The organism is Streptomyces hebeiensis, assembly GCF_052983195.1.
Genome location: NZ_CM129812.1, coordinates 7,397,888 through 7,420,262, shown reverse-complemented (window position 1 = coordinate 7,420,262; position 22,375 = coordinate 7,397,888). Strand labels below are relative to the sequence as shown.

Sequence of the window (22,375 nt, the reverse complement as noted above, 5' to 3'; positions counted from 1 at the left end):
TAGGACGCGGGCGGGAGCACCCGTTCCCACGCGTCGGAACGGGGGGCCGCCGGTGACGTGGCCGCCGTCGGCAGGTCCGGGATCCGTGTCGTCGTGCCGTCCGGTCCGCCGGGGCCGGGCAGGTCGCCCAGGCTCAGGCAGTGCCGGTCGGACGGTGCAGGTAGGCGCCGAGGGGCGGACCGACGACCTTGCCCGCCCGCACGATGTGGTTGCCCCTCAAGAAGGCGTCGGTGAGGAGGTACTCGGCACCGCCGAAGCCGGCCTTGGCGAGGAAGACGTCGTCCTCGGGCTCGCCGAACTTCACCTCCTCGCGGCAGCACGCGTGGTCGCTGACGACCCAGTCGACGGTGCCGTCGAGCAGGTGCTCCCAGAGCGCCTCGACGTCGTCAGGTTCCCGCCCTGCGCGGACCGGAGGAGTCCGCAACGCGCCACGGGTGAACAACACTCACCCCGGTTTGCGACGGGGACGGGCCGGAGCGGCACATGGACGGTGTCCGGCCGGGCGGCGAAAGCCGGGGCGTCCGTCGCGCGGGTACCAGCCGACGAGGCCCTCGTCGCACCACGGTCCGTCTGCGACTCCCGCCTTCCGGCCGCGGTCAGTCGACGGGCTTCTCCCAGACCGAGACGTGCGAGCGGCTCTCGGCGGTGAACGGCTCCCGTGTCCAGGTCTCCCAGCGGTCGCGCAGCCGCAGGCCGGCGAGTCGTGCCATCAGGTCGAGCTCGGCGGGCCATACGTACCGGAACGGGACGGACCAGTGCTCGGCACGCCCGTCGACGATCTTGACGTAATGCGAACTCATCGCCTGGGTGGTGACGTCGTAGGTGTCGAAGGCCCATCGCGTCGGGCCGATCTCGAACGGCACGGCGTCCTGTCCGGGCGGCAGTCGGCGCAGGTCCGGGACCCCCACCTCGACGACGAAGCAGCCGCCGGGCCTCAGATGGGCGGCGGCGTTGTGGAAGCAGGCGACCTGGGCGTCCTGCGTCACGAGGTTGTTGATCGTGTTGAAGACGAGGTAGGCGACCGCGAAGGTGCCCGGGACCCTCGTCGTGGCGAAGTCGCCGATCGTCACGTCGACGGCGTCGCTCCCGGGCTTGGCGCGCAGCCGGGCCGTCATGGCGCGTGACATGTCGATGCCGTGGACCGGGATTCCGCGGCGGGCCAGAGGCAGGGCGATCCGACCGGTGCCGCTGGCGAATTCGAGCGCCCGTCCGTCGTGGGCCAGGCCGGCCAGCAGGTCGACCGCCGGGTCCACCGCCTCCGGCCGGAACATGGCCGCCGACGACTCGTCATAGGTGGCCGCGATCTCTTCTCCGAAGTAACCGTCCTCGTCCTCCATGCCCGGACCGTACCGCTCGCGGCCCGGCCGGCGCCCGCCGTTTTCGGGGCGGGACGCGAGGGCCGGGCGTCCGGTGGCCGTCCTCGGCGAGGGCGGCGGCCAGGGCTTCGAGCAGGCGGGCGGAGTCGTCGGCGCCGCCGGTGTCGGTCCAGGGGGCGACGGCGCCTTCGCCGGCGACTTGGTGTCGTCCGGCACGACGAGGCCGGAGTCGAGCTCCGTACGGGAGCCGAGGCCGGGGCAGGCGGGGCAGGCGCCCCAGGGCGGGCGCTTGTTCGGCGCCGCCGCGGCGTGGGGACGGCAATCCGATGGATGGCCGAAGGCGTCAGTGGCGAGCGCCGCCGCCGCGACGCACCGCCCCCAGTTGGGCTCGGTCCAGGCCCGAGTCCGTGAACTGCTGGGCCACCGTGTGCAGGATCCGCGCCATGGCCCGGGCCGTCGGTGTGGCGGCGCGGTGCCGGGGGCTGGCGAGCAGGATCCGCCGGACGGGGGCCGGGGCGTCCGAGGCGAAGGCGAGCAGGCGCACGTCGCTGCGCCGGTTGGTCAGCGCGAGGCGTGGGGCGAGCGCGATGCCCAGCCCGGCGGCGACCATGGCCTGCGCCTCCTGGTAGTCGTGCGACTCGTAGGCGATACGCGGCTCGAAGCCGGCCAGCCGGCAACTGCGCCGCAGCACCTCCGCCACCGGGTGGTTCTCCGCGCGGATGATCCACTCCTGTTCGGCGAGGGCGCCGAGGCGCACCGCGGGGCGGGTGAGCAGTTCGGAGTCGGCGGGGACGACCAGCACCGTCGGGTCGTCGAGCAGCGGAGCGAGCGTCAGGTCCTTGTCCTGGATCCGGTTCCACTCGTACTCCCACATCAGTGCCAGATCCACCTCGCCCACATGGAGCATCTCGCGCAACCGCTCCAGCACGCCCGCGCGTACCACCGTGCGGATCGCCGGGTGCCGCCCGCTGAACCGGGTGAGGGCGAGCGGGAGCAGCGAGGCGCTGGCCGTGGGGAACGAGCCGAGGCGCAGTGTTCCCCGGTCCAGGTCGGCGAACTCGCGCACGTCCGCCTGGGCGGCCTGGAGTTCGCGGCGGACGGCTCTGCCGCGCTCGGCCAGCGCCGCGCCCGCGGCGGTGGTCCGCACCCCGCGTGGCAGTCGCTCCAGCAAAGGCTGTCCGACCTCCCGCTCCAGCAGGGACATCTGCTGGGAGGCGGCCGAGGTCGTCATGGAGAGCGCTTCCGCCGCCGCGGTGAGAGAGCCGCGCTCGGCGGCTTCGGCGAGGAGCAGCAGACGTCGTACGTTCAACACCATCCGAGTTTAGCCCTACTAAAGGCTACTGAAGAAGACAGACATTGTGCTCAACCCTGCGGTTTGCGAAGGTCATCGCAGCTCGACGGTTCACACGTCGTTCACCGCACAGAAAGTTCCTCCCTACATGCACATCCCCGCGACTCTGGTGCGTGGCGGCACGAGCAAGTGCTGGCTCTTCAACCAAGTGCACGTCCCCGCCGACCGGGCCCACCTGGAACGCCTTCTGGTGGATGCCTACGGCGCGGCGGACCCCGTCCACCTCGACGGAGTGGGCGGTGCCACCCCGACCACGTCCAAGGCGGCCGTCGTCGCCGCCAGCTCACGCGAGGGCATCGACGTCGACTACCTCTTCGCCCAGGTGGGCATCGGAACCGGGACCGTCGAATGGGGCAGCAACTGCGGCAACTGCGCCACGGCCATCGCTCTGTACGCGGTGACCAAGGGCCTGGTGCCCCTCACCGGTGACCGCACCCGGGTGACGATGCACAACACCAACACCGGCGCGATCCTCCGGGCCGAGGTGGACACCACCGGCGGTGTCGTGCACGAGTTCGGCACCCAGACCGTTCCCGGCACGCTCTCCGGCGGGGTCGCCGTGGGGCTGACCTTCCACGACCCCGTCGGCAGCGGCACCGGCGCCGGACTGCCGACCGGCTCGGCCGCCGAGGAGCTTTCCACGGCCCCGGCGGGCCCGGGCGGAGCGGCGCTTCCGCCACCGTACGTGAGCATGGTCGACGCGGGCGCACCCGTGGTGCTCGTCGACGCGCGACGGGCCGGCCGCACCGGCGCGGAGACCCTGGAGCAGACGCGGGCCGAGATCCCCTGGCTGCGCGCGGTACGCCACAGCGCCGCCGCCCGTATGGGCCTGCTCCGGCCCGGCGACAGGCCGGGGGACGCGGTGCCCAAGGTGGGTCTGGTCGGGCCGCCCGTCCCGTACACGAGCACGCTCGGCGAGCGGATCGCGGCCGAGGACTACGACGTCTCCGCACGCATGCTGTCCATGAACGCCCCCCACCCGGCGATCGGCCTCACCTCCGCCGTCGCCGTGGCCGTCGCCAATCTTCGGGAGGGCACCGTCGTCGCGGAGGCGTCCACCGCGCCGGGCAGCTCCACGCTGCGCATCGGCACCCCGGCCGGTGTCCTCGCCGTCCGCGCGTCCGGCCTCTCCCCGGACGGGCCCGCCCGGGTCACCGTCAGGCGTGCCGCACGCATCCTGTGCGACGCCGAGATCTTCGTACCCGCCCCGGCCGTGGCCGCCTGAGGACGTCCACCGTCCGCTCCGCGCGTGCCGCCGGTCCGGCCGGCGTGTTCCCCCTTGCCCCTGCCCACACGAGGACAAAGATGTCTCCTGAGCTGATCTCCGTCGGCGCCCTGCTCGTCATGTTCGTCGTCGGTACCGTCCTGCCGATCAACATCGGCATCCTGGCCTTCGTCGCCTCGTTCACGATCGGCACCGCCTCCCTCGGCCTGACCGAGGAAGAGATCTTCGAAGGCTTCCCGGTGGGCCTCTTCATCACCATCGTGGGCGTCACGTATCTCTTCGCCATAGCCCGCCGCAACGGCACCGTCGACCTCCTCGTCGCGGCGGGGGTGCGCCTGGTGCGCGGCCGGGTCTCGCTCATCCCCTGGGTGCTGTTCCTGCTCGCCGGCGCGCTCACCGCGCTGGGCACCTTCACCCCCGCCGCGGTCGCCATTCTGGTGCCCATCGCGATGAACTTCGCGTTCCGCTACGGCATCAACCCGCTGATGACCGGCATGCTGGTGATCAGCGGCGCCCACGCGGGGGCCTTCTCCCCGCTCGCCGTCTCCGGGGCACTGGTGCTCGGCATGGTGCGGGACACCGACCTCTCCGTCGCCCCGGCGACGCTCTTCTTCGCGAGCTTCGCCGTCAACGTCCTGCTGTCCGTGATCACCTTCGCCGCGCTGCGCAACCGGACGCTGCCGCCCGTCGCCGAGGAGGAGTCGGGGGACGGTGCCACGGCGTCCGCCCGGCTCACCTGGCACCAGGGGCTCACGCTGGCCTCGCTCGCCGTTCTCGTGGTGGGTGCCCTGGGCTTCCAGCTGGAGATCGGCGTCCTCGCCCTCGCCGCCGGTGCGGTGCTGGCGCTGCTGGACACCAGGCGTCAGGAGAAGGCGGTGGACGGCATCAGCTGGCACACACTGCTGCTGGTCGCCGGAATGATGACGTACATCGCGATGCTGGAGCACGCGGGCATCATCGACAAGATCTCCGAGCACGCCGCGGGCTTCGGCACCCCGCTGGTGGTCGCCCTCCTGCTCTGCTTCACCGTCGCCGTCACGTCCGCGTTCGCCTCCTCCACGGCCATCCTCACCGCGATCATCCCGATCGCCGTCCCGCTGCTGCTCTCCAGCCACCTCAACGCCGCCGGTCTGATCGCCGCCCTCGCGGTCTCCACCACGATCGTCGACGTCTCGCCGTTCTCCACGAACGGCGCCCTGGTCCTCAGCAACGTCCGCGGAGTGGACCGTGGGCGCTTCTACCGCCAGATCATCGGCTACACCTGCGGCATCGTCGGGTTCGGGCCGATGGTGGCGTGGGGAGCGCTCGTGCTGCCCTGGTCCTGACGGGCGCGGCGGCCCTCCGCACGGCGAACACACCTGCGCCGCCGCTCTCGGCCGCGAGCCGTCAATCGCCCACGCACTTGGGGTACGTGGAGCCCCGCTTGCAGTCGTGGTAGTCGTACTTGCTGACCCGGAACTTCTTCTCCTCGCCCTCCTCGTCCCCCTTGCCCGGCTTATCCGGCTTGTCCGGGTCGACGACCAGGTAGAACTTCTTCCCGTCTTTGACCTTGTCGGTGACCTTCCCCGCGGGGCCTTCCTCGAAGTCGCGGGCGCACCCGCCGAGTGCGAGGGCCGCGGCCGTCAGAAGGGCGAGTGCGGGGGCAAGGCGACGCATGTCATGCTCCGATCAATATGAGAACGAGGGCAGTCTAGGGTGACCGGCCGGGCGGCCGGCCACGTGGGGTGTCCACTCGGGCGAAAGAGGCACGCACTGTCTACGACCAGGTGCGAGCCCAGCCGTACGCTCACCCGTTCCGGTGCCGCGACCGGCGAGGTTTGCCCGTCCGGGGGAACGCGTACCGGGCGTCGACACGGGGCGAACCTCGCCGGGAGGGGCATGGGAGGCCACCTTCCAAGGGGCGCCCCTACCGGTCCTCATCCCGGTGCGCCAAGGTGTTTTCGGGACCGCCGCGCGTCCTCGGCCTGTTGGGCGGCGGGCGGGCGCCGTGTCCGTGGTGAGAGCGGTGGTCGTCGTCGGAGGATCCGCCGAATCTGAGCCGCACACATGTCTTATTCGATTCGCGGTGCGCAGCTCACTTCCCTCGCCGTTATCGCAATCCGGTCTTCGGAATCCTAGAATGACGCGAGGGAATGAGACGGGGGGCTCGAAAGACCGTCGGCCGTTGGACGTCCGGTCGACATGTCGACCGGACGGGCGGGCACCGGCCGCGCTCCCGCCGAGTCGCGCCGCCGCCCCGCCCGTGACGTCGAAGCCCGATTCCGGGGAGAGAGGAATCACCTGTGCCGGGGAACAAGTCGGAGTTGAAGTCGCTCAGGGCGACGAAGTACACCTCGTCGCTCCGCCGGTCCGGTGGCATCGACCGATTACGGGGATCCAGTTACCGCGCCGGGCTGCGCCTGCTGGATCTCCTGGACCGAATGCGCGGCCGGGAGCACCGGTTCCTGCCGCCTCGCCGATACCGCCGATTCATCGGCAACGGCGACTTCCTCAAGGTCGGCCGCGAGATCACCGCCTACATGCGGGACGAACTGGGAATGGGCCCGTCCCACGACGTGCTCGACGCCGGCTGCGGAGCGGGGCGCGTCGCGATTCCCCTGACGGACGTGCTCACCGAGGGCTCGTACCTGGGCTTCGACATCGTGCCGCACGCGATCGAGTGGTGCAGTTCGACCATCGGCGCGCGCCACCCGAACTTCCGTTTCGAACACGTCGACATCCGTCAGGAAATCTACAATCCCGAGGGCAGGCTCTCGGCATCCGACTTCCGCTTCCCCGCCGAGGACTCGTCCTTCGACATCGCCGCGCTCGTCGGGCTGATCAGTCACCTGATGCCCGAGGAAATGGACAACTACCTCGCGGAATCCGCTAGGGTGCTCCGGGCCGGGGGGCGGTGTCTCGCCACCGCGTACCTGGTGGACGACAAGGTGGCCGAGAACATCTCCCGCGGGAACACCGCGTTCAGCTTCACGCACGACCACGGGAATTACTTCGTGCATTCGAAGGAGGAACCGACATACGCCATCGCCTACCGGCTGGAACACATCCAGGCGGTAGCGGCGCGCTACGATCTGCGCATGTGCCAGGAGCCACGACTCGGCACCTGGGGCGTTTCCACCCGTCGGCCCGCTTCCATGGACCTCCTCGTCCTCGAACGTGCCTAGCGACACGCCACATTGCCGCCGTGCCGCCCTTCGCGCCGTCGGCACGCAAGAGAGGAATTCCTTCCCTTCATGACCGGTATCACCAGCACGCCTCCGCAGGACGCGGAAACCAACGGCGTCATCGTCATCTCGGGTATTTCCGCGGCGGGCAAGTCGACCGTCGCGCAGGCACTCGCCGAGCGCCTGACACGCTCCGTCCACGTGCGCGGTGACTTCTTTCGCCGCATGATCGTCAACGGTCAGGTGAACATGACCGCCGACGCACCGCCGGAGGCCGTCGCACAACTCAGGCTGCGGCACCGGCTGACCGCCGCGTCCGCCGACGCCTACTGCCGGGCCGGCTTCACCGCCATCGTCCAGGACGTCCTGCTGGGTGAGCACCTGGCCGAGATCACCGAGTCCATCACGAGCCGGCCGCTGGCCGTCGTCGTCCTGGCGCCCGACCCCGAGGCCGTCGCCGAGCGTGAGCGGAAGCGGGCCAAGTCGGGGTACGGGCCGGACTGGCAGCCGCAGGACCTGGACCGGGTGCTGCGGGACGGCACACCCCGGATCGGGCTCTGGCTCGACACCTCGGCGCAGACCGTCGACGAGACGGTCGACGAGATCCTCAAGCGGGCCTGGACCGAGGGCGCCATCGCCTGACCGGGGCCCCGTCGCCCGGCCGGGGGCGCCCCCTCTCCGTGCGACCCACAGGCCGGACCGGCGGGCGGACGGGGACGCGTTCCCGCACAGGGCCCGCACCGCCGGTCCGGCACTCGCGCCTCCCGCTCTCCCGCTCCTGTTGTGTGCCGGCCCGTCGACCATGAGGAGGAACCGCCTTGCGCACGCTTGGGATCGGACCGGACGGACAGTCACCGGGAGTCATCGGTCTGGGGTGCATGGGCATGTCGTACGCCTACGATCCCGGCGGCCGGGACGACGCCACGTCGGTCACCGTGATCCACCGCGCCCTCGACCTCGGCGCCAACCTGATCGACACCGCCGACGTCTACGGCCCGTACACCAACGAGGAGTTGGTCGGCCGCGCGCTCGCCGGCCGCCGGGAGCGGGCGTTCCTGGCCACCAAGGTGGGATTCGTCACCGGTGCGGACCGGCTGCGGCGGGACGGGCGTCCCGAGCACGTACGCGCCGCGATCGACGCGTCCCTGCGCCGGCTGGGCACCGACCACGTCGATCTGTACCAGCTCCACCGGGTGGATCCGCGGGTCCCGCTGGCGGAGACCTGGGGCGCCATGGCCGAGGCGGTGTCGGCCGGCAAGGCACGGCTGCTGGGCCTCTCCGACGTGACGCCGGACCAGGTGCGAACCGCGCAGGCCGTCCACCCGGTCGCCGCGGTGCAGAGCGAGTTGTCGTTGTGGACCCGGGACAAGGCGGCGGAGCTGCTGCCGTTCACCGCGCGCGAGGGCATCGTGCTCATCGCGTACTCCCCGCTGGGCCGGGGCTTCCTCGCGGGACGGTTCGGCTCGGCGGACGACGTACCGGACGGTGACTACCGCCGTACCAATCCGCGTTTCCTCCCGGAGAACTTCACGGCGAACCTGCCGCTCGCCGCGGGCGTGCGCGAGGTCGCCAGGCGACGGGGCATCACGCCCGCGCAGACCGCCCTGGCCTGGGTGCTCTCGCGGGGCGCGCACGTGGTGGCGATCCCCGGCACCAAGAACCCCCGGTACCTGGCGGACAACACCGTCGCCGCCGGCATCCGGCTGGACGACGCCGACCTGGCGCTGCTGGACGCGCTGCCGGAACCGGCCGGTGCCCGCCAGTGACCGGCGTGCACGTCGACGGCGCGGCGTCCCGCGCGTCGCCCGGCCACGCGTACGCCGTACGAAAGGAACCTTCCCGTGTCCGGAACAGACAGCTCGACGCTCCGCAGAGGGCTGGGCGTCCTCTCCGTCGCCGTCCGTGAGGAGCCGTGGATCTTCACCGCGGCACTGCTGGCCAGCTGCCTCTACGGCGTCGCACCGGTCGCCACCTCCTGGGTGCTGGGCCGGATCACCGAGCGGGTGGTGCTGCCCGCGTTCGAGGCCGGCCGGACCACCACGGCCGCGCTGACCGGTGCCGGGCTCGCCATCTTCGGGGTGGCGATGCTCCGCGTGGTCGGGGTCATCGGACGCCGGGTCGGGGCCGGCATCATGCAGTTCCGCCTCCAGGCCACCTACCGCCGCAAGGTCGCGCGCCACTACCTGCGCCTCCCGCTCTCCTGGCACCAGCGTCACCCCGCGGGCCAGTTGCTCTCCAACGTCAACTCGGACGTGGAGGCGGTGTGGGCGCCGATCGTGCCGCTGCCCACCGCGATCGGCGTGGTCGTCATGCTGCTCGCCGCCGTCGTCTCCATGGCCCTGGTGGACCCGGTGCTCGCCGGGGTGAGCCTGCTGGTCTTCCCCGCGGTCGGGCTGCTGAACGTGTTCTACCAGCGCAGGCTGTCCCCCCTGGCGGCCCGGGCGCAGAGCCTGCGGGCCGAGGTCAGTGACATCGCGCACGAGAGCTTCGACGGCGCCGTCGTCGTCAAGACGCTCGGTCTGGAGCGTTACGAGACGGAGCGGATGGCCACTGCCGCCGAGCGGTTGCGGGACGCCAACGTCGCCGTGGGCCGGACGCGGGGCCGCTTCGACCCGATGCTCGACGCGCTGCCCAACCTCGGCATCCTCACCGTGCTCGCCGTGGGGACCGTACGGCTGGCGGCCGGTGCCATCACCGTGGGCGAACTGGTGCAGGTGGCCTACCTGTTCACGATGATCGCCTTCCCGGTGCGCGCCTTCGGCTGGGTGCTGGCCGAGCTGCCGCGCAGCTCGGTCGGCTGGTCGCGGGTGCGACACGTCCTGGACGCCGAGGGCGACCGGTCCACGGGGGAGCTGCGGCTCGCCGACGCCGGTCCGATCAGCCTCCACACGCGCGGCGTGAGCTACGCCTACGACGCCGGCAACGTGCTGCACGACGTGACGTTGCGGGTCGGTTCGGGGCGGACCGTGGCCGTGGTCGGCCCGACCGGTTCGGGCAAGTCGACGCTGGCCGCGCTGATGGTGCGGCTCGTCGACCCGCTGGAGGGCGATGTGCTGATGGACGGCAAGGACGCCCGGGAGATGCGCTCCGGCGAGGTGTCCTCGGCCGTGGCGTTCGTGCCGCAGGAGGCGCTCCTCTTCGACGACACCGTGCGCGGCAATGTGCTACTGGGACTGAAAGTCCCGGACGAGCGGGTCTGGGAGGCACTGGAGGCGGTGGAGGCCGCCGATGTCGTACGCGCGCTGCCGCAGGGGCTGGACACCCGGGTCGGCGAGCGCGGCGCCACCCTCTCCGGCGGTCAGCGGCAGCGCGTCGCGCTGGCCCGCGCCCTGGTGCGCCGGCCGCGGCTGCTGGTCCTCGACGACGCGACCTCCAGCATCGATCCGCAGGTGGAGGGCCGGATCCTGACGCGTCTGCGCGACGCGCGGGTGCCGTCCACCCTGGTGCTGGTCGCCTACCGGCAGGCCACCATCGCACTCGCCGACCAGGTCGTCCACATCGAGCGCGGCCGGGTCGTGGACAGCGGCACCCACGAGGAACTGCTGGCGCGGTGCGCCGGATACCGGGAACTGGTCACCGCCTACGAGCGTGAGGAGCGGCGGAGCGCCGACCCGGACGGCTCCGGCGTCGCGGCGATCGAGGAAGGACGGACGGCATGAGCCGGATCACCGGCGAGGGCGGCAGCGCCACGGGCACGTTCCGGCGGGCGCTCCAGGTCTCCCCCGGGCTGCGGGAGGGTCTCCTCGTCGTGGCGGGGCTGGCGCTGCTGGCCGCGGCGGGGCGGGTGGTGGTGCCGATCGCGGTGCAGATCACCCTGGACCAGGGGATCCAGCGGCCGGAGAGCCCGCAGACCGGTTTCGTCCTGACGACGGTCGCGGTGTGCGCGGTCGTGGTGCTGGCCACGGCCTGGGTCACGTACCTGATGAACCACCGTCTCTACCGCAGTACGGAGGCGGGGCTCGCCACGTTGCGCGTCAAGGCGTTCCGGCGGGTGCACGACCTGTCGGCCCCCGCGCTGAGCGGCGAGCGGCGCGGCGACCTGGTGGCGCGGGTCACCGGCGACGTGGACCAGTTCAGCATCTTCCTGCAGTTCGGCGGGATGCTGCTGGTGAGCCTGTGCCAACTGGTGGTGGGCAGCGCGGTGATGTTCGTCTACTCATGGGTCCTGACACTGATGGTGTGGGCGGTCTTCCTCCCGTTGCTGCTGGTGTCCCCTCCGATGCAGCGCAGACTGTCGCAGCACTACGGACGAGTGCGCGCCCGGGCCGGTGACATGCTCGCCGCGACGGGCGAAGCCGTCGTCGGTGCCGCGGTGATCCGCGCGTACGGTGCCGGTGACCTCATCGGGCGGCGCATCGACGCGGCGGTGGAGGAGCATCGGCGGGCGCAGAGCCGGGCGCAGCGGCTGGTGGCCGTCACACTGTCCAGCGGTGAGGTGGCGGCGGCGCTGGCCATCGGCGGTGTGGTGAGCCTGGGCGTCGTGCTGGGTGTGCACGGCCGTCTCACGGCCGGTGAACTGGTGGCGTTCCTGTTCCTGGTGACCCTGTTCATCGGGCCGGCACAGATGAGCACGGAAGTGCTGAACGAGTTGCAGAACGCGCTGGCCGGCTGGCGTCGGGCGTTGGCCGTCGTGGACACGCCCATCGATGTGGCCGACCCGGGGGAGGCCGGGGCGGACCTCGAACGGGGCCCGATGGAGGTGCGTTTCGAGGAGGTCGGTTACGCCTATCCGGCCGGCCCGCCGGTGCTGCACGGGATTTCGGCGCACATCGCGCCGCGCACCCGGGTGGCCGTCGTGGGTGAGACGGGTTCGGGCAAGTCGACGTTCGCCAAGTTGCTGATCCGGCTCGCGGACCCGTCGTCGGGGCGGGTGACGGTGAACGGTGTGCCGCTGTCGCAGGTGCGGTTCTCGTCGCTGCGGAAGCGGGTGGTGATGGTCCCGCAGGACGGTTTCCTGTTCGACACCACGGTCGGCGCGAACATCCGGTACGGGCGCCCCGACGCGACCGACGACGAGGTGCGCCGGGCGCTGGCCACGCTCGGCCTGCGGAGCTGGCTGGAGTCACTTCCGCAGGGGCTGGGGACGCCGGTGGGGCAGCGCGGCGAGGCTCTGTCGGCGGGTGAGCGGCAGTTGGTGGCACTGGCGCGGGCGTATCTCGCGGACCCGGATCTGCTGGTGCTGGACGAGGCGACGTCCGCGGTGGACCCGGCCACCGAGCAGCGCCTCCAGCAGGCCCTGGAGAACGCCACGCGTGGTCGTACGGCGGTGTCGGTGGCGCACCGGCTGTCCACGGCGCGGGCGGCCGACCGGGTGCTGGTCTTCGACAAGGGCCGGATCGTCCAGCAGGGTACGCACGAGGAGTTGGTCGCCCGCGAGGGCCGGTACGCCGAGTTGTACGCGGCGTGGATGTCGGCGACGTCGTCGGGTGCCGGAGCACCGTGATCCGGCGTCCGGAGCTGGGTTCCGGCTGCGTGCTGCCCGGTGCCCGGTGCTTGCGCGCACGTGTGTCTGTTCCCGGCGGCGGCAGGGGCCCCGGCTCCGGGAGCGCCGGGGCCGGGCTCGCGTGGCCGGGCTCGCGTGGCCGGTACGGTGTCAGGCCACCCCCCGCATGAGCCTGCTGAGGTTCCCGCGGGCGGCGGCGACGGCCGCGGCACAGAGCAGCGCGGCGACGGCGAGCACCGCGAAGTAGGTGCCCACCGGCCATACGGTGGTGGCCCGTACGGCCTGGGAGCTGAGCGCGCTGCCCGTCGCGACCGACAGGAACCACAGACTCATGATCTGGTGGGTGAAGCCGGCCGGGGCCAGTCGGGTGGTCACGCTCAGGCCGGTGGGGCTGAGGAGCATCTCGGCCACGATCTGGACGAAGAAGGCCGCCAGCAGCCACAGCGGGGAGACGCGTCCGCCGTCCGCCGAGGCCAGGCCGGCTCCCGCCATGATCAGCGTGGCGAGACCCAGGCCGAACAGGCCGAGGGCGAACTTGGCCGCCGTGCTCGGCTGCCGGCGGCCCATGCGCAGCCACAGCACGGCGAACGCACCGGCCAGCAGAATGCTGTAGAGCGGGCCCAGGGACTGGAACCAGCTCGTGGGGAACTCCCGGCCGAACAGGGTCCGGTCGACGTGGTCCCGGGCGAACAGGCTGATCAGGGAACCGCCCTGCTCGGCGATCATCCAGAACATGGCGGCCGCGAGAAAGATCCACACATAGGCCCGCAGTCTGTCGCGGTCCACCGGTTCCAGGCCGGCGGCGCGGAACATGGAGGCGAAGTAGGCGATCGGGACGACGACGGTGAGCAGCGTGACGGCCTGGATGACGCCGTCGATGAACGTCGTTCCGAACAGCGTCGTGACCCCGAGCGCGATGCCGACGACGGCGAGTGCGCCGCCGACCGCCCCGAGCATGCGGCGTATCCCGGCCGGGCCGGCGGTCCCCGTCGGCCTACGGGCCGTGTCGGGCAGCCGGCCGCCGCCCGCGAGGCAGACGACGAGACCTATGAGCATGCCGACCGCGGCCGCACCGAACCCGATGTGCCAGTCGACCCGTTCGCCGAGGAAGCCGGTGACCAGTGGTGCGGCGAAGGCCCCGACGCTGATGCCCATGTAGAACAGCGAGAATCCGGCGTCGCGTCGGGCGGTGGCCTTCGCGGTGTCCGCCTCGCCATCGGCGTCGTACAGTCCGCCGATCGCGGTCGAGATGCCGGGCTTGAGCAGGCCGGTGCCGACGGCGACGAGCAGCAGTCCGGGGTAGGTTCCCCCGGCGCCGACGGGCAGGGCCAGGACGCAGTGGCCCAGGGTGATGACGACTCCGCCCCACAGCACCGCCCGGTACGAGCCGAGGACCCGGTCGGCCAGCCAGCCGCCGGGCAGCGCCAGCAGGTTGACGAGGGCTCCGTACACGCCGAAGACCGCCGCCGCCAGGTGCGGTGCGAGCCCGAGTCCCCCGTCGTCGGGCGGCGCGGCGAGGAAGAGCACGAGGATCGCTCGCATGCCGTAGAAACTGAACCGTTCCCACATCTCGACGCTCCACAGCGTGAGCAGTCCTCGTGGGCAGCGGGTCCCGGCCGTGCGGCGGGCCGGGGCCTTCTCCTGATCCGTCGCCGCGTCCCGCCCCGCCCCCGTGGGCCGGCTCAACGGTCCTCAGCCCGCCGAGGAAGCCGGCGCCTCGGCACCGACGACGAGGACCGGAATGCCGTCGACGACGGGATACCGCCGGCCGCAGGCGGCGCCGAAGCAGGTCATACGGGTGTGGTCGGGGCCGAGTTCGAGCCGCTCGGCGCAGACGGGGCAGGCGAGGATGTCGAGCAGACGACTGTCGATCATGATGACTCCTTCTGGTTCCGGTTCTCGGACGGGTCGTTGGGCCGTCGGTCCCGGGCATGCGGGTGTGTGCGCGGGTGTGTGTCCGCGGGTGGGCGTGCGAATGGGCTCAGGAGGGCGGGCCGGGGCGTCACGCCTGGTACGGGGCCGGGACGTGCGAGGGCTGTTCGCGCGCGGTGTCCGCGTCCGTGGCGTCGTGCTCGTCCCCGGCCCCGGCCCCGGCCGACGGCTCGTCGCGGGGACCGTCGGGGCACAGCGCCCGTACCGGCGCTCCGGCCTTGAGGAGCATCTCCTGGTACTCCTCGGCCGGGTCGGAGTCGAGCACGATGGCGCCGCCCGCTCCGACGGTCCACCGTCCGCCCGAGCGGACGGCGGTCCGGATGACGATGTTCAGGTCGGCGCCGCCGCCCAGGCCGAGGTAGCCGATGGAGCCGGAGTAGACACCGCGCGGCGCGCCCTCCAGCCGGTCGATGATCTCCATGGTGCGCAGCTTGGGGGCGCCGGTCATGGAGCCTCCGGGGAAGCAGGCTCGTACGCAGCTCACCGCGTCGGTGCCCGGCCGCAGTGTGCCGCGCACGGTGGAGACGAGCTGGTGGAGCGTGGCGTACGACTCGACGTGCATCAGGCGCGGCACGTGGACGGTTCCGATCTCGCAGACGCGGCCCAGGTCGTTGCGGAGCAGGTCCACGATCATCAGGTTCTCGGCACGGGTCTTGGGGTCGGTGGCGAGGTCGCGCTTGAGCCGCGCGTCGGAGGCGGGATCGGCGCCCCGCGGGGCGGTGCCCTTGATGGGCTTGCTCTCCACGGTGCCGTCGGCCGTGATGCGCAGGAAGCGCTCCGGTGAGGAACAGGCCGCCTCCAGCTCGCCGAACCTCAGGTAGGCCGCGTACGGCGCCGGGTTCAGGCGGCGCAGCCGGGTGTGCGCGGACAGCGCGTCGGTGCTCGCGGGGACCCGCACGGTGTTGGTCAGGCAGATCTCATAGCTCTCGCCGGCGCGCAGTTCCGCACGGCAGCGGCGCACGTCGGCCAGATAGCGTTCCCGGTCCCTGGCGAGCCGGCTCTCCGGCGGCCCGGGGGCGGCAGGGGCCGGGGCGGGCACGCGCGCGGGCGGCGGCGGGAGGGACGCGATCGTCGAGGCGGTCTCGCGCAGCCAGTGCTCGGCCCGGCGCTGGTCCGCGTGGTCGGCGCGCGACAGGCACAGCAGGTAGGTCGTGCGGTGCTCGTGGTCGACGGCGACCAGCCGGTCGGCGAAGATCCATCCCGCGTCGTCGGCGGTGGAGGGCCTGCTGAGGGGCGATCCGCAGTCGGCGCGCAGTTCGTAGCCGAAGTAGCCGACGTAGCCGCAGGTGAAGTCGAAGGGGAGATCGGGGGCGTCGATCCGGTGGCGGGCGAGTCGGGTACGCAGATGGTCGAAGACACTGCCCGGGACGGTGGTCGCGGTGCCGTCGGCCGCGGTGACCTCGACCTCGCCCGAGCCCGCCCGGTAGCGCACCGTCTCGGCCAGTGGCCCGGTCGCGTCGCCGAGGAAGGAGAAGCGCGCGAGCCCCGGTTCGACCCGGGAGCTGTCGAGCCAGAAGGAGTGGGCGGCACGGGCGAACAAGGTACGGAAGACCGTCTCGGTGTCCGGTTCCGTCCGCAGCCGGCGGACATGGAGCCGGTACGGCTCGCCGGCCCCGCGAAGGCGACGACCGGGGCCGGCGCCGGTCGTCGCCTTCGCGGGGCCGGCCGCCGGGCGGCGGGGCCGGCGCGCGGCGGACCGGGCGGTGGCGCGGTGGGCGTGGGCGAGACGCGTGAAGTTGGCGATCAGTTCCGGGCCGAACTCGGTGCAGACGGACTCGGGGTGGAACTGCACGCCCCAGCGCGGCAGCGTGCGGTGGCGCAGACCCATCACCACACCGTCCTCGGCCCAGGCGGTCGCCTCCAGCGCGGCGGGCAGGGGCTCGGGGACGGCCAGCGAGTGGTAGCGGACGCCGGTGAAGTTCTGCGGGAGACCGGCGAACAGGTCCTCGCCGCGGTGCCGGATCGGGCTCAGATGGCCGTGCCGGGGCATCGGCGCGGGGCGCACGCGCGCGCCGGCGGCCAGCGCGATGCCCTGATGGCCCAGGCACACCCCGAGGGTGGGCAGCCCGCAGGCGGACAGCAGGCCGACGGCCAGCCCGAGGTCGCGTGCCCGGCCGGGGTGCCCCGGCCCGGGGGAGATCACCAGGCTGTCGAAGGCGTCGGGATCCACCTGCCGCAGCGCCGGGTCGTCGTTGCGCAGCACCACGGGCTCCGCGCCCGTCGCCCGGGCTATGAGCTGGAAGAGGTTGTAGCTGTAGGAGTCGTGGTTGTCCACGAGCAGCGTCCGCATGGAGGGCTCCTGGTGCGGTTCGAGCGGCGGGGTCGGGCCTGCGTCGGTCCGGCGGGGTCGGGCCTTCGGGTCGGCGGGGCGGGCCCGCGTCGGTCCAGCTGGGTCAGGTCGGCGGGTCGGCGGGTCGGAGGTCAGCGGGTCCGCCGAGGGGGTTCGGCGGAATCGGGTCGGCGGGGGCGGGAGCGCGTGGGAGCGCCGGTGGGCGGGGCGGCGTCGGCGCCCGGTGTCAGCAGCCCATGGCCAGCCCTCCGTCCACCGGGACCACGGCGCCGGTGACGTAACTCGCCGCCTCGGAGGCGAGGAAGGCCACGACGGCGGCGATCTCCTCGGGGCGTGCCGCCCGGTTCAGCGGCGTGCTCGCGAGGACAGCAGCCCGGCGCCGGGCGGCCACGTCGGCGGTGAGCCGGGTGTCGACAAAGCCGGGCAGCACGACGTTGCAGGTCACCCCGCGCGGGCCGAGTTCGCGGGCCACTCCTCGGGCCAGTCCGGTCAGACCGGACTTGGCGGCCGCGTAGGAGACCTGCCCGGCCACGCCGAGGGCCGCCGCGACGGAGGAGAGGAGAACCATGCGGCCCCAGCCGACGGAGACCATCGCGGGCGCGGCGCGGCGCACGGCCCGCCAGGTCCCGGTCAGGTTGGTGTCGACGACGCGCCGGAACGACGCGTCGGTGGTCCGCATCAGCAGGCCGTCCTCGCGGATGGCGGCGCCGGCGATCAGGATCTGCACGGGACCCTGCCGTTCCTCGGTCCGGGCGAACGCCTCGTCGACCTGGCGGCTGTCGGACACGTCGCAGCGGACGGAGGCGAAACCGTCGGGTCCCTCGCCGCCGCGCGAGGCGACCGTCACCCGGTGGCCCTGGGCCGCCAGCACGTGTGCGGTGGCCAGGCCGATGCCCCGGCTGCCGCCGATCACCAGGGCGGAGCGCCCGCGGGGTCCCGTATGAGGGGCGGGCGGCCGCGGCGGGTCCTCGGCGGTCCTTTCCGGCGGCCGGATGCGAGGGGGCTTCACGGCAGCGGCACCGCCTTTTCCAGGGGCCGCATGAAGTTCAGTGCCACGGCGACGGGTTCGGGGTGCAGCAGGGCGGCCTTGGCCAGCACCTGGCCCGGTCCGGTGTCCAGGACAGTGGTCACACCGGCGTCGACGACGGTGCGCATCGCGTCGTTCCACCGCACGGGCGCCGAGAGCTGGCGCAGCAGGTCCTCGCGCAGCTCACCGGTGCGGCGGGCGGCGCGTCCGTCGCTGCCCAGCAGGACGGGAACGGTGGGCGCGGCCAGCGGGACGGCGGCGAGCCGCGGTGCCAGCGCCCGTTGCACGGGATCCATCAGCGGTGAGTGGGACGCCACGCCCGCGGTCAGTTCCCGCACCCGGACGTCCTCCTCCCGTGCGGCGCGCGCGGTGACCCACCGCACCGCCGCGGTGTCACCGGAGACCACGGTCCGCGCCGGTCCGTTGAAGCAGCCGGGGACCACCACGCCCAGGTCCGGCGGGCAGGCGGCGCACCAGTCGGCCACGCGGCCCGGTTCCGGACCGGAGAGGGACGCCATCAGGCCGGGCCGGCGGCGGGTCTCCTCCCCCATCAGCCGGGCGCGCCGGGCGACGATGCGCAGGGCGTCGTGGAAGCCGAGGGCGCCCGCCTCGACCAGGGCGGCGAAGTGACCGAGGCTGTGGCCGCCGACGAGCGCGGGCGGCGCCCAGCGGGTTCCGGTGTGCTCGCGCAGCGCCGCACTGCCCGCGAGGGCGGTCGCGACGATCGCCGGGTGGGCGACCTCCGGTGGCGCCAGTTCGGCCGGTGTGCCGTAGCGGCAGAGCCGGAGGAGGTCGAGTCCGGTCGCCTCGTGGGCGCGTCGGAGCACGTCGACGGCGGAGCCGAAGGACCGGCACAACCGGCGGGCCATCGCGGGCAGTTGCGACCCCGCGCCGGGGAAGAGCAGCGCGTACCGTCCGGCGGAGATGTCGTCGAGGACGCTCATTGGAGGACCATCCCTTCTCACGCGGTCACCTCCTGCCACAGGCGGGCCAGGTGGACCTTGCCCGTGCCGGTGCGCGGGAGGGCGTCCCGCAGGTGGAAGCGGGTGGGCACCTTGTACGAGGACAGCGTGCGGGCCACGTGGCGGCGCAGTCCGGTCTCGGTGACGCCGGGTTCGACGGCCACGAACGCCACGAAGCGGTCGCCGTGTCCCGCGGTGCCCTCCGGCGGCGCGGCGACCCGGCACTCGATCACCCCGGGCGCCGCTCGGACGGCGCGTTCCACCTCGTCGGGGTCCACCTTCCGGCCGGCCACCGAGATGCGGCGGGTGGTGCGGCCCTCGACCACGACGGTGCGGGGGGTGGGGAGCCGCCCGGTGTCCCCCGTGCGGAACCAGCCGTCGGTGTGGGCGGCGCGGCCGAGTTCGGGCAGGCCCCAGTAGGTGACCTCGGTGCCGTCCTGGCGGAGGTACAGCTCACCGGAGGCGTGCGGGTCATGTTCCAGCAGGCGGCCGTCCTCGGTACGCAGCCGTGCCTCGATGCCGGGCATCAGGCGCATCGCGGGAGCCTGCTCGTCCGGGGAGCCGGGGTCGTCGGGGTCGTCGAAGGTGAACGCGATCTGGCCGAACTCGGTGGCACCGTACTGGTCGCGCAGCGGTACGCCGACCCGCGCGCGCCAGTCCCGGGCGAGCGCGGCGGAGAGCGGCTCGCCGGCGCTGACGCACACCCGCAGCGCGGGGGCCGGCCTCAGCCGGCCGGCGTCCAGCAGGGCGCGGTAGAGGAACGGCACGCTCTGTACGACGGTGGCGCCCGAGTCCCGCAGCGCGGCGGCAAGCGTCGCGGGGCCGGCGGGGTGCGGGGCGAGGACCAGGGTCGCGCCGGTGAGGAGGGCGGGCAGCAGGGCGACACCGAACGCGTAGGCGTGGTGCAGCGGGGTGGTGCACAGGACGCGGTCGTCAGGGCCGTAACCGGCGACATCGGCGAAGGCCGCCGCGTTGGCGAGGGTGACGCCCCAGTGCTTGCGCACGACCTTGGGCTCGCCTCCGGTGCCGGAGGTGACCAGTCCGAAGTACCGCGCGGGCCGCTCCGGACCGGGGTCGGCGGCCGGCCGGCCCGTCGGCGGTTCGTCGTCCGGGGAGGGGGCGTGCCAGGTGGTGACGGTGGCGAGGGCCGCTGTCCGGGCGCGTTCGTGGGCGGTGGCACGGGCGTCGTGGAGCACCGCCTCGGTACCGTTCGCGGCCACCGCGAGGAGCGCGACGACGGTGTCCGGGTGGTTGCTCCCGAGCAGCCCGACGCGCCGGCCCGGTGTCCGGTCGCCGGCCGTCCGGTGGCGGGCGCGCGCCCGGGTGACCCGCGCGTACAGCTCCTCCCAGGTGACGGTGGTGCTCCGGTGCTCCAGCGCGGTGCGTCGGGGGGTGTGCGCGGCGCGCCGCGCGAGCGTCGTCAGCAGGTCCGCCACGCTCATGTCCGCCGCGCTCATGCGGTGCCTCCCGGTACGAGGGCGAGGCGGGAACCGCCACCGCGCAGTTCGATGCCGTCCGGCGACCGCCGCGCGTACCAGTCGGCGAGCACGGCGAAGGGCGCGCTGGTGTCGCCGTCGTCCGCCGGGGTGTCCCGCCCGGCCCGTACGGCCGGATGGCCACCGCCCGGGCGCCAGTCGGTGACACCGCCCCCCTCGCCGTCGGGGCCGAGCACGACGGCGGCGGTGTTCAGCGGCGTGGGGGTGGCGTCTCCCGGCCCGGTGGGAGCCGGCCAGTGCGCGGTGGCGACCAGGACCCGTGCGCACCGCCCCGAGGTGATCATCCCGGCGGCGTAGCCCAGCGCGTCGACGCCGCCGGCGGGTCCGGTCAGGGTCACCGCGGTGCCGTCGAGGCCCAGTTCGATGCACAGCCGCCCGGTCAGCGAGTGCGGCGAGTAGTGCAGGAAGCACTCCGGTGCCAGCCACCGGGGGCCCGGCCCCGCCAGCACCTCGGCGATGTACGCGGAGGTGGCGTCGGTGGCGCGGTGGGACGCGGTGACGCAGCCCAGTTCGCGGGCCTCCTCCGGGGTGACGCCCGCGGCGTCAAGTGCCTCCCGGGCGGTGGCGAGGAGTTCGGGGCCCAGCACGTCGCGCACCGCCAGGGGCATGCGGGGCAGCTCGGTGGTGTCCGCGGGTGTCGGGGGGATCCGCCGGGGCGTCGACCGCACGGCGGTGCCGGCGATCCGGGCGATGTCACGCCGCACGGCCGAACACCACCGCCACATTGGAGCCGCCCAGGCCGCAGGAGATGGTCATGCCGGTCTGCGGCGGGCTGCCGGGGCTCTGGTCGCCCAGGTTCAGGTGGTGCCAGCGCGGGTCGCGGTCCGCCAGGCCGAGCGTGGGGAGCACCCGGCCGCGTGCCAGGGTCAGTACGGTCACGATCGCCTCCACCGTTCCCGCGGCGCCCTGGCAGTGGCCGAGCGCCGCCTTGCTGCTGACGACGGGGACGCGGGGCAGGTGGTCGCCCAGCACCTCCGCCAGGGCATGGAGCTCGGCCACGTCGCCGTGGCGGGTCCCGGCGGCGTGCGCGTTGACGTAGCCGAGCTCGTCCGGTGCGGTGCGGGCGTCGCGCAGGGCGCGGCGGACGGCCTTGGCCAGCCCTTCGACGTCGGGCCTGGCCGCCTGGCGGGCCTCGTTGCTGCTGCCCCAGCCGCGCAGATGGGCATGGGCGTCGGGGGCGGCGCGTTCCAGCACGACGGCGGCGGCGCATTCGGACACCCGGATGCCGGAGCGGCGGGCGCTGAAGGGGCGGCAGCCACGCGGACTGAGCGTACGCAACGAGGCGAGTCCCTGGAACGCGGTCTCGGTGACGGTGTCGACCCCGCACACCAGCACGCGTTCCGCGACGCCGTCGCGCACCAGGTCGGCACCCACGCCGAGTGCGGTGGCACCGGCGGCGCTGGCGTTGCCGACCTGGATGACGGGCCCGTCCCAGCCGGGTGCGGCGTACGGGGTCCAGCCGGCGACGGCGGCCGGGGCCCGGCCGTCGCGCCAGGCGCGCCAGGCCGCCGCGGAGGGGCAGCCGCCGCTGTCGGTGGTGCCCACCACCAGGGCGGTGGGGACGTGTCGGCGGCCGGTGCGCGCCTCGGCGTCGGCCAGCGCGTCGCTCGTCGCCCGGTGCAGCAGGTACGGCAGTCTGCCGGGCTGCCCGGGGGCGGGCGTGTCGGCGTCGCCGGTGTCGGGGACGAATCCGGCGACGCGCGCGCCGGTACGGGAGACGTCGAAGTGCTCGACGGTGCGGAAGGCGGCGCCGCCCCGCTCGCAGACCCGCCACAGCGCGTCGGTGCCCCTCCCGCCCGGGGAGAGCACGCCGAGTCCGGTGACGGCGACGGAGCGCGCGGTGTCCCGGCCGCGCCGCGCCGTCTTCACGCCCGCTCCGGGAAGGCGCCGCCGCGCTCGGACAGATGGCGCACCAGCGCGTCGACCGAGTGGGCGACGTCCCACAGTTCGGCGTCGACAATGCGGTCGACGGCGCACTCGCGTTCGAGTGCGGCGAGTACCGTGACGATGTCGAGGGAGTCGATGCCGAGGTCGTGGAACTCCTCGCCGCGCCCGATGGACCGGGCGAGGTCGTCCCCGATCCGCTCGGCCAGCTTCTCGCGCACCAGGGCCTCCAGCCGTCCGGTGGTCCCGCTCCCGTCGTCTCCTTCGTGTGTGTGCCGCATCGCG

The 22,375-nt window shown here is 73.3% G+C and carries 20 protein-coding genes; 7 read left to right on the top strand and 13 right to left on the bottom strand.

Annotated elements, in window-relative coordinates; genetic code table 11:
* Positions 1-133: 133 nt before the first annotated feature.
* The 3 genes from ACU6P3_RS31870 to ACU6P3_RS31860 all read right to left on the bottom strand — a co-directional run bounded on the left by ACU6P3_RS31870 (position 134) and on the right by ACU6P3_RS31860 (position 2,628).
* Positions 134-445: a hypothetical protein gene (locus ACU6P3_RS31870; protein ID WP_447195255.1), complete on the bottom strand. Its 312-nt coding sequence runs from the start codon at positions 443-445 to the stop codon at positions 134-136.
* Positions 446-596: 151 nt separating this feature from the next.
* A complete protein-coding gene (locus tag ACU6P3_RS31865) occupies positions 597-1,337 on the bottom strand; it encodes a class I SAM-dependent DNA methyltransferase (protein ID WP_447195254.1) in 741 nt (246 codons plus the stop codon).
* 322 nt (positions 1,338-1,659) lie between these two features.
* A complete protein-coding gene (locus tag ACU6P3_RS31860) occupies positions 1,660-2,628 on the bottom strand; it encodes a LysR family transcriptional regulator (protein WP_447195253.1) in 969 nt (322 codons plus the stop codon).
* Positions 2,629-2,755: 127 nt separating this feature from the next.
* Between ACU6P3_RS31860 and ACU6P3_RS31855 the strand changes: the two genes are divergently transcribed.
* On the top strand, positions 2,756-3,892 hold the full coding sequence (locus ACU6P3_RS31855; protein ID WP_447195252.1) for a PrpF domain-containing protein: 1,137 nt from the start codon (positions 2,756-2,758) through the stop codon (positions 3,890-3,892).
* An 80-nt stretch (positions 3,893-3,972) separates the two neighbouring features.
* The gene (locus ACU6P3_RS31850) at positions 3,973-5,217 is read left to right on the top strand and encodes an SLC13 family permease (protein WP_447195251.1); all 1,245 of its coding nucleotides are present in this window, start codon (positions 3,973-3,975) and stop codon (positions 5,215-5,217) included.
* A 61-nt stretch (positions 5,218-5,278) separates the two neighbouring features.
* Here ACU6P3_RS31850 and ACU6P3_RS31845 read toward each other — a convergent pair whose 3' ends face one another.
* On the bottom strand, positions 5,279-5,548 hold the full coding sequence (locus ACU6P3_RS31845) for a hypothetical protein (RefSeq protein ID WP_447195250.1): 270 nt from the start codon (positions 5,546-5,548) through the stop codon (positions 5,279-5,281).
* Between the two features lie 626 nt (positions 5,549-6,174).
* Here ACU6P3_RS31845 and ACU6P3_RS31840 point away from each other — a divergent pair.
* From ACU6P3_RS31840 to ACU6P3_RS31820, 5 genes are all read left to right on the top strand, one after another.
* Complete coding sequence (locus ACU6P3_RS31840; RefSeq protein ID WP_447195249.1) at positions 6,175-7,056, top strand: class I SAM-dependent methyltransferase; 882 nt, start codon at positions 6,175-6,177, stop codon at positions 7,054-7,056.
* 69 nt (positions 7,057-7,125) lie between these two features.
* Positions 7,126-7,698: an AAA family ATPase gene (locus ACU6P3_RS31835; protein ID WP_447195248.1), complete on the top strand. Its 573-nt coding sequence runs from the start codon at positions 7,126-7,128 to the stop codon at positions 7,696-7,698.
* A gap of 176 nt (positions 7,699-7,874) precedes the next feature.
* Positions 7,875-8,822, top strand: a complete 948-nt coding sequence (locus ACU6P3_RS31830) for an aldo/keto reductase (protein ID WP_447195247.1) — start codon at positions 7,875-7,877, stop codon at positions 8,820-8,822.
* Positions 8,823-8,897: 75 nt separating this feature from the next.
* Entirely contained in the window at positions 8,898-10,715 is a 1,818-nt protein-coding gene (locus tag ACU6P3_RS31825; protein ID WP_447195246.1) for an ABC transporter ATP-binding protein, read from the top strand.
* Positions 10,712-12,499: an ABC transporter ATP-binding protein gene (locus tag ACU6P3_RS31820; protein WP_447195245.1), complete on the top strand. Its 1,788-nt coding sequence runs from the start codon at positions 10,712-10,714 to the stop codon at positions 12,497-12,499. The genes ACU6P3_RS31825 and ACU6P3_RS31820 overlap by 4 nt, the downstream gene beginning before the upstream one ends.
* A gap of 150 nt (positions 12,500-12,649) precedes the next feature.
* On the opposite strand, the gene ACU6P3_RS31815 is transcribed toward ACU6P3_RS31820, so the two are convergent.
* From ACU6P3_RS31815 to ACU6P3_RS31775, 9 genes are all read right to left on the bottom strand, one after another.
* Complete coding sequence (locus ACU6P3_RS31815) at positions 12,650-14,185, bottom strand: peptide MFS transporter (RefSeq protein ID WP_447195244.1); 1,536 nt, start codon at positions 14,183-14,185, stop codon at positions 12,650-12,652.
* Between the two features lie 6 nt (positions 14,186-14,191).
* Entirely contained in the window at positions 14,192-14,374 is a 183-nt protein-coding gene (locus ACU6P3_RS31810) for a Trm112 family protein (RefSeq protein WP_447195243.1), read from the bottom strand.
* 127 nt (positions 14,375-14,501) lie between these two features.
* Complete coding sequence (gene pabB, locus ACU6P3_RS31805; protein WP_447195242.1) at positions 14,502-16,721, bottom strand: aminodeoxychorismate synthase component I; 2,220 nt, start codon at positions 16,719-16,721, stop codon at positions 14,502-14,504.
* A gap of 226 nt (positions 16,722-16,947) precedes the next feature.
* Positions 16,948-17,634, bottom strand: a complete 687-nt coding sequence (locus ACU6P3_RS31800) for an SDR family oxidoreductase (RefSeq protein ID WP_447195241.1) — start codon at positions 17,632-17,634, stop codon at positions 16,948-16,950.
* Between the two features lie 92 nt (positions 17,635-17,726).
* Entirely contained in the window at positions 17,727-18,692 is a 966-nt protein-coding gene (locus ACU6P3_RS31795; protein WP_447195240.1) for an ACP S-malonyltransferase, read from the bottom strand.
* 17 nt (positions 18,693-18,709) lie between these two features.
* Positions 18,710-20,167 (bottom strand): class I adenylate-forming enzyme family protein, encoded by a 1,458-nt coding sequence (locus ACU6P3_RS31790; protein WP_447195239.1) that lies wholly within the window; start codon positions 20,165-20,167, stop codon positions 18,710-18,712.
* On the bottom strand, positions 20,164-20,910 hold the full coding sequence (locus tag ACU6P3_RS31785; RefSeq protein ID WP_447195238.1) for a beta-ketoacyl synthase N-terminal-like domain-containing protein: 747 nt from the start codon (positions 20,908-20,910) through the stop codon (positions 20,164-20,166). Before ACU6P3_RS31785 ends, ACU6P3_RS31790 begins: the two co-directional genes overlap by 4 nt.
* Complete coding sequence (locus ACU6P3_RS31780; RefSeq protein ID WP_447195237.1) at positions 20,900-22,075, bottom strand: beta-ketoacyl synthase N-terminal-like domain-containing protein; 1,176 nt, start codon at positions 22,073-22,075, stop codon at positions 20,900-20,902. Before ACU6P3_RS31780 ends, ACU6P3_RS31785 begins: the two co-directional genes overlap by 11 nt.
* Entirely contained in the window at positions 22,072-22,371 is a 300-nt protein-coding gene (locus tag ACU6P3_RS31775; RefSeq protein ID WP_447195236.1) for an acyl carrier protein, read from the bottom strand. Before ACU6P3_RS31775 ends, ACU6P3_RS31780 begins: the two co-directional genes overlap by 4 nt.
* Positions 22,372-22,375: the final 4 nt, after the last annotated feature.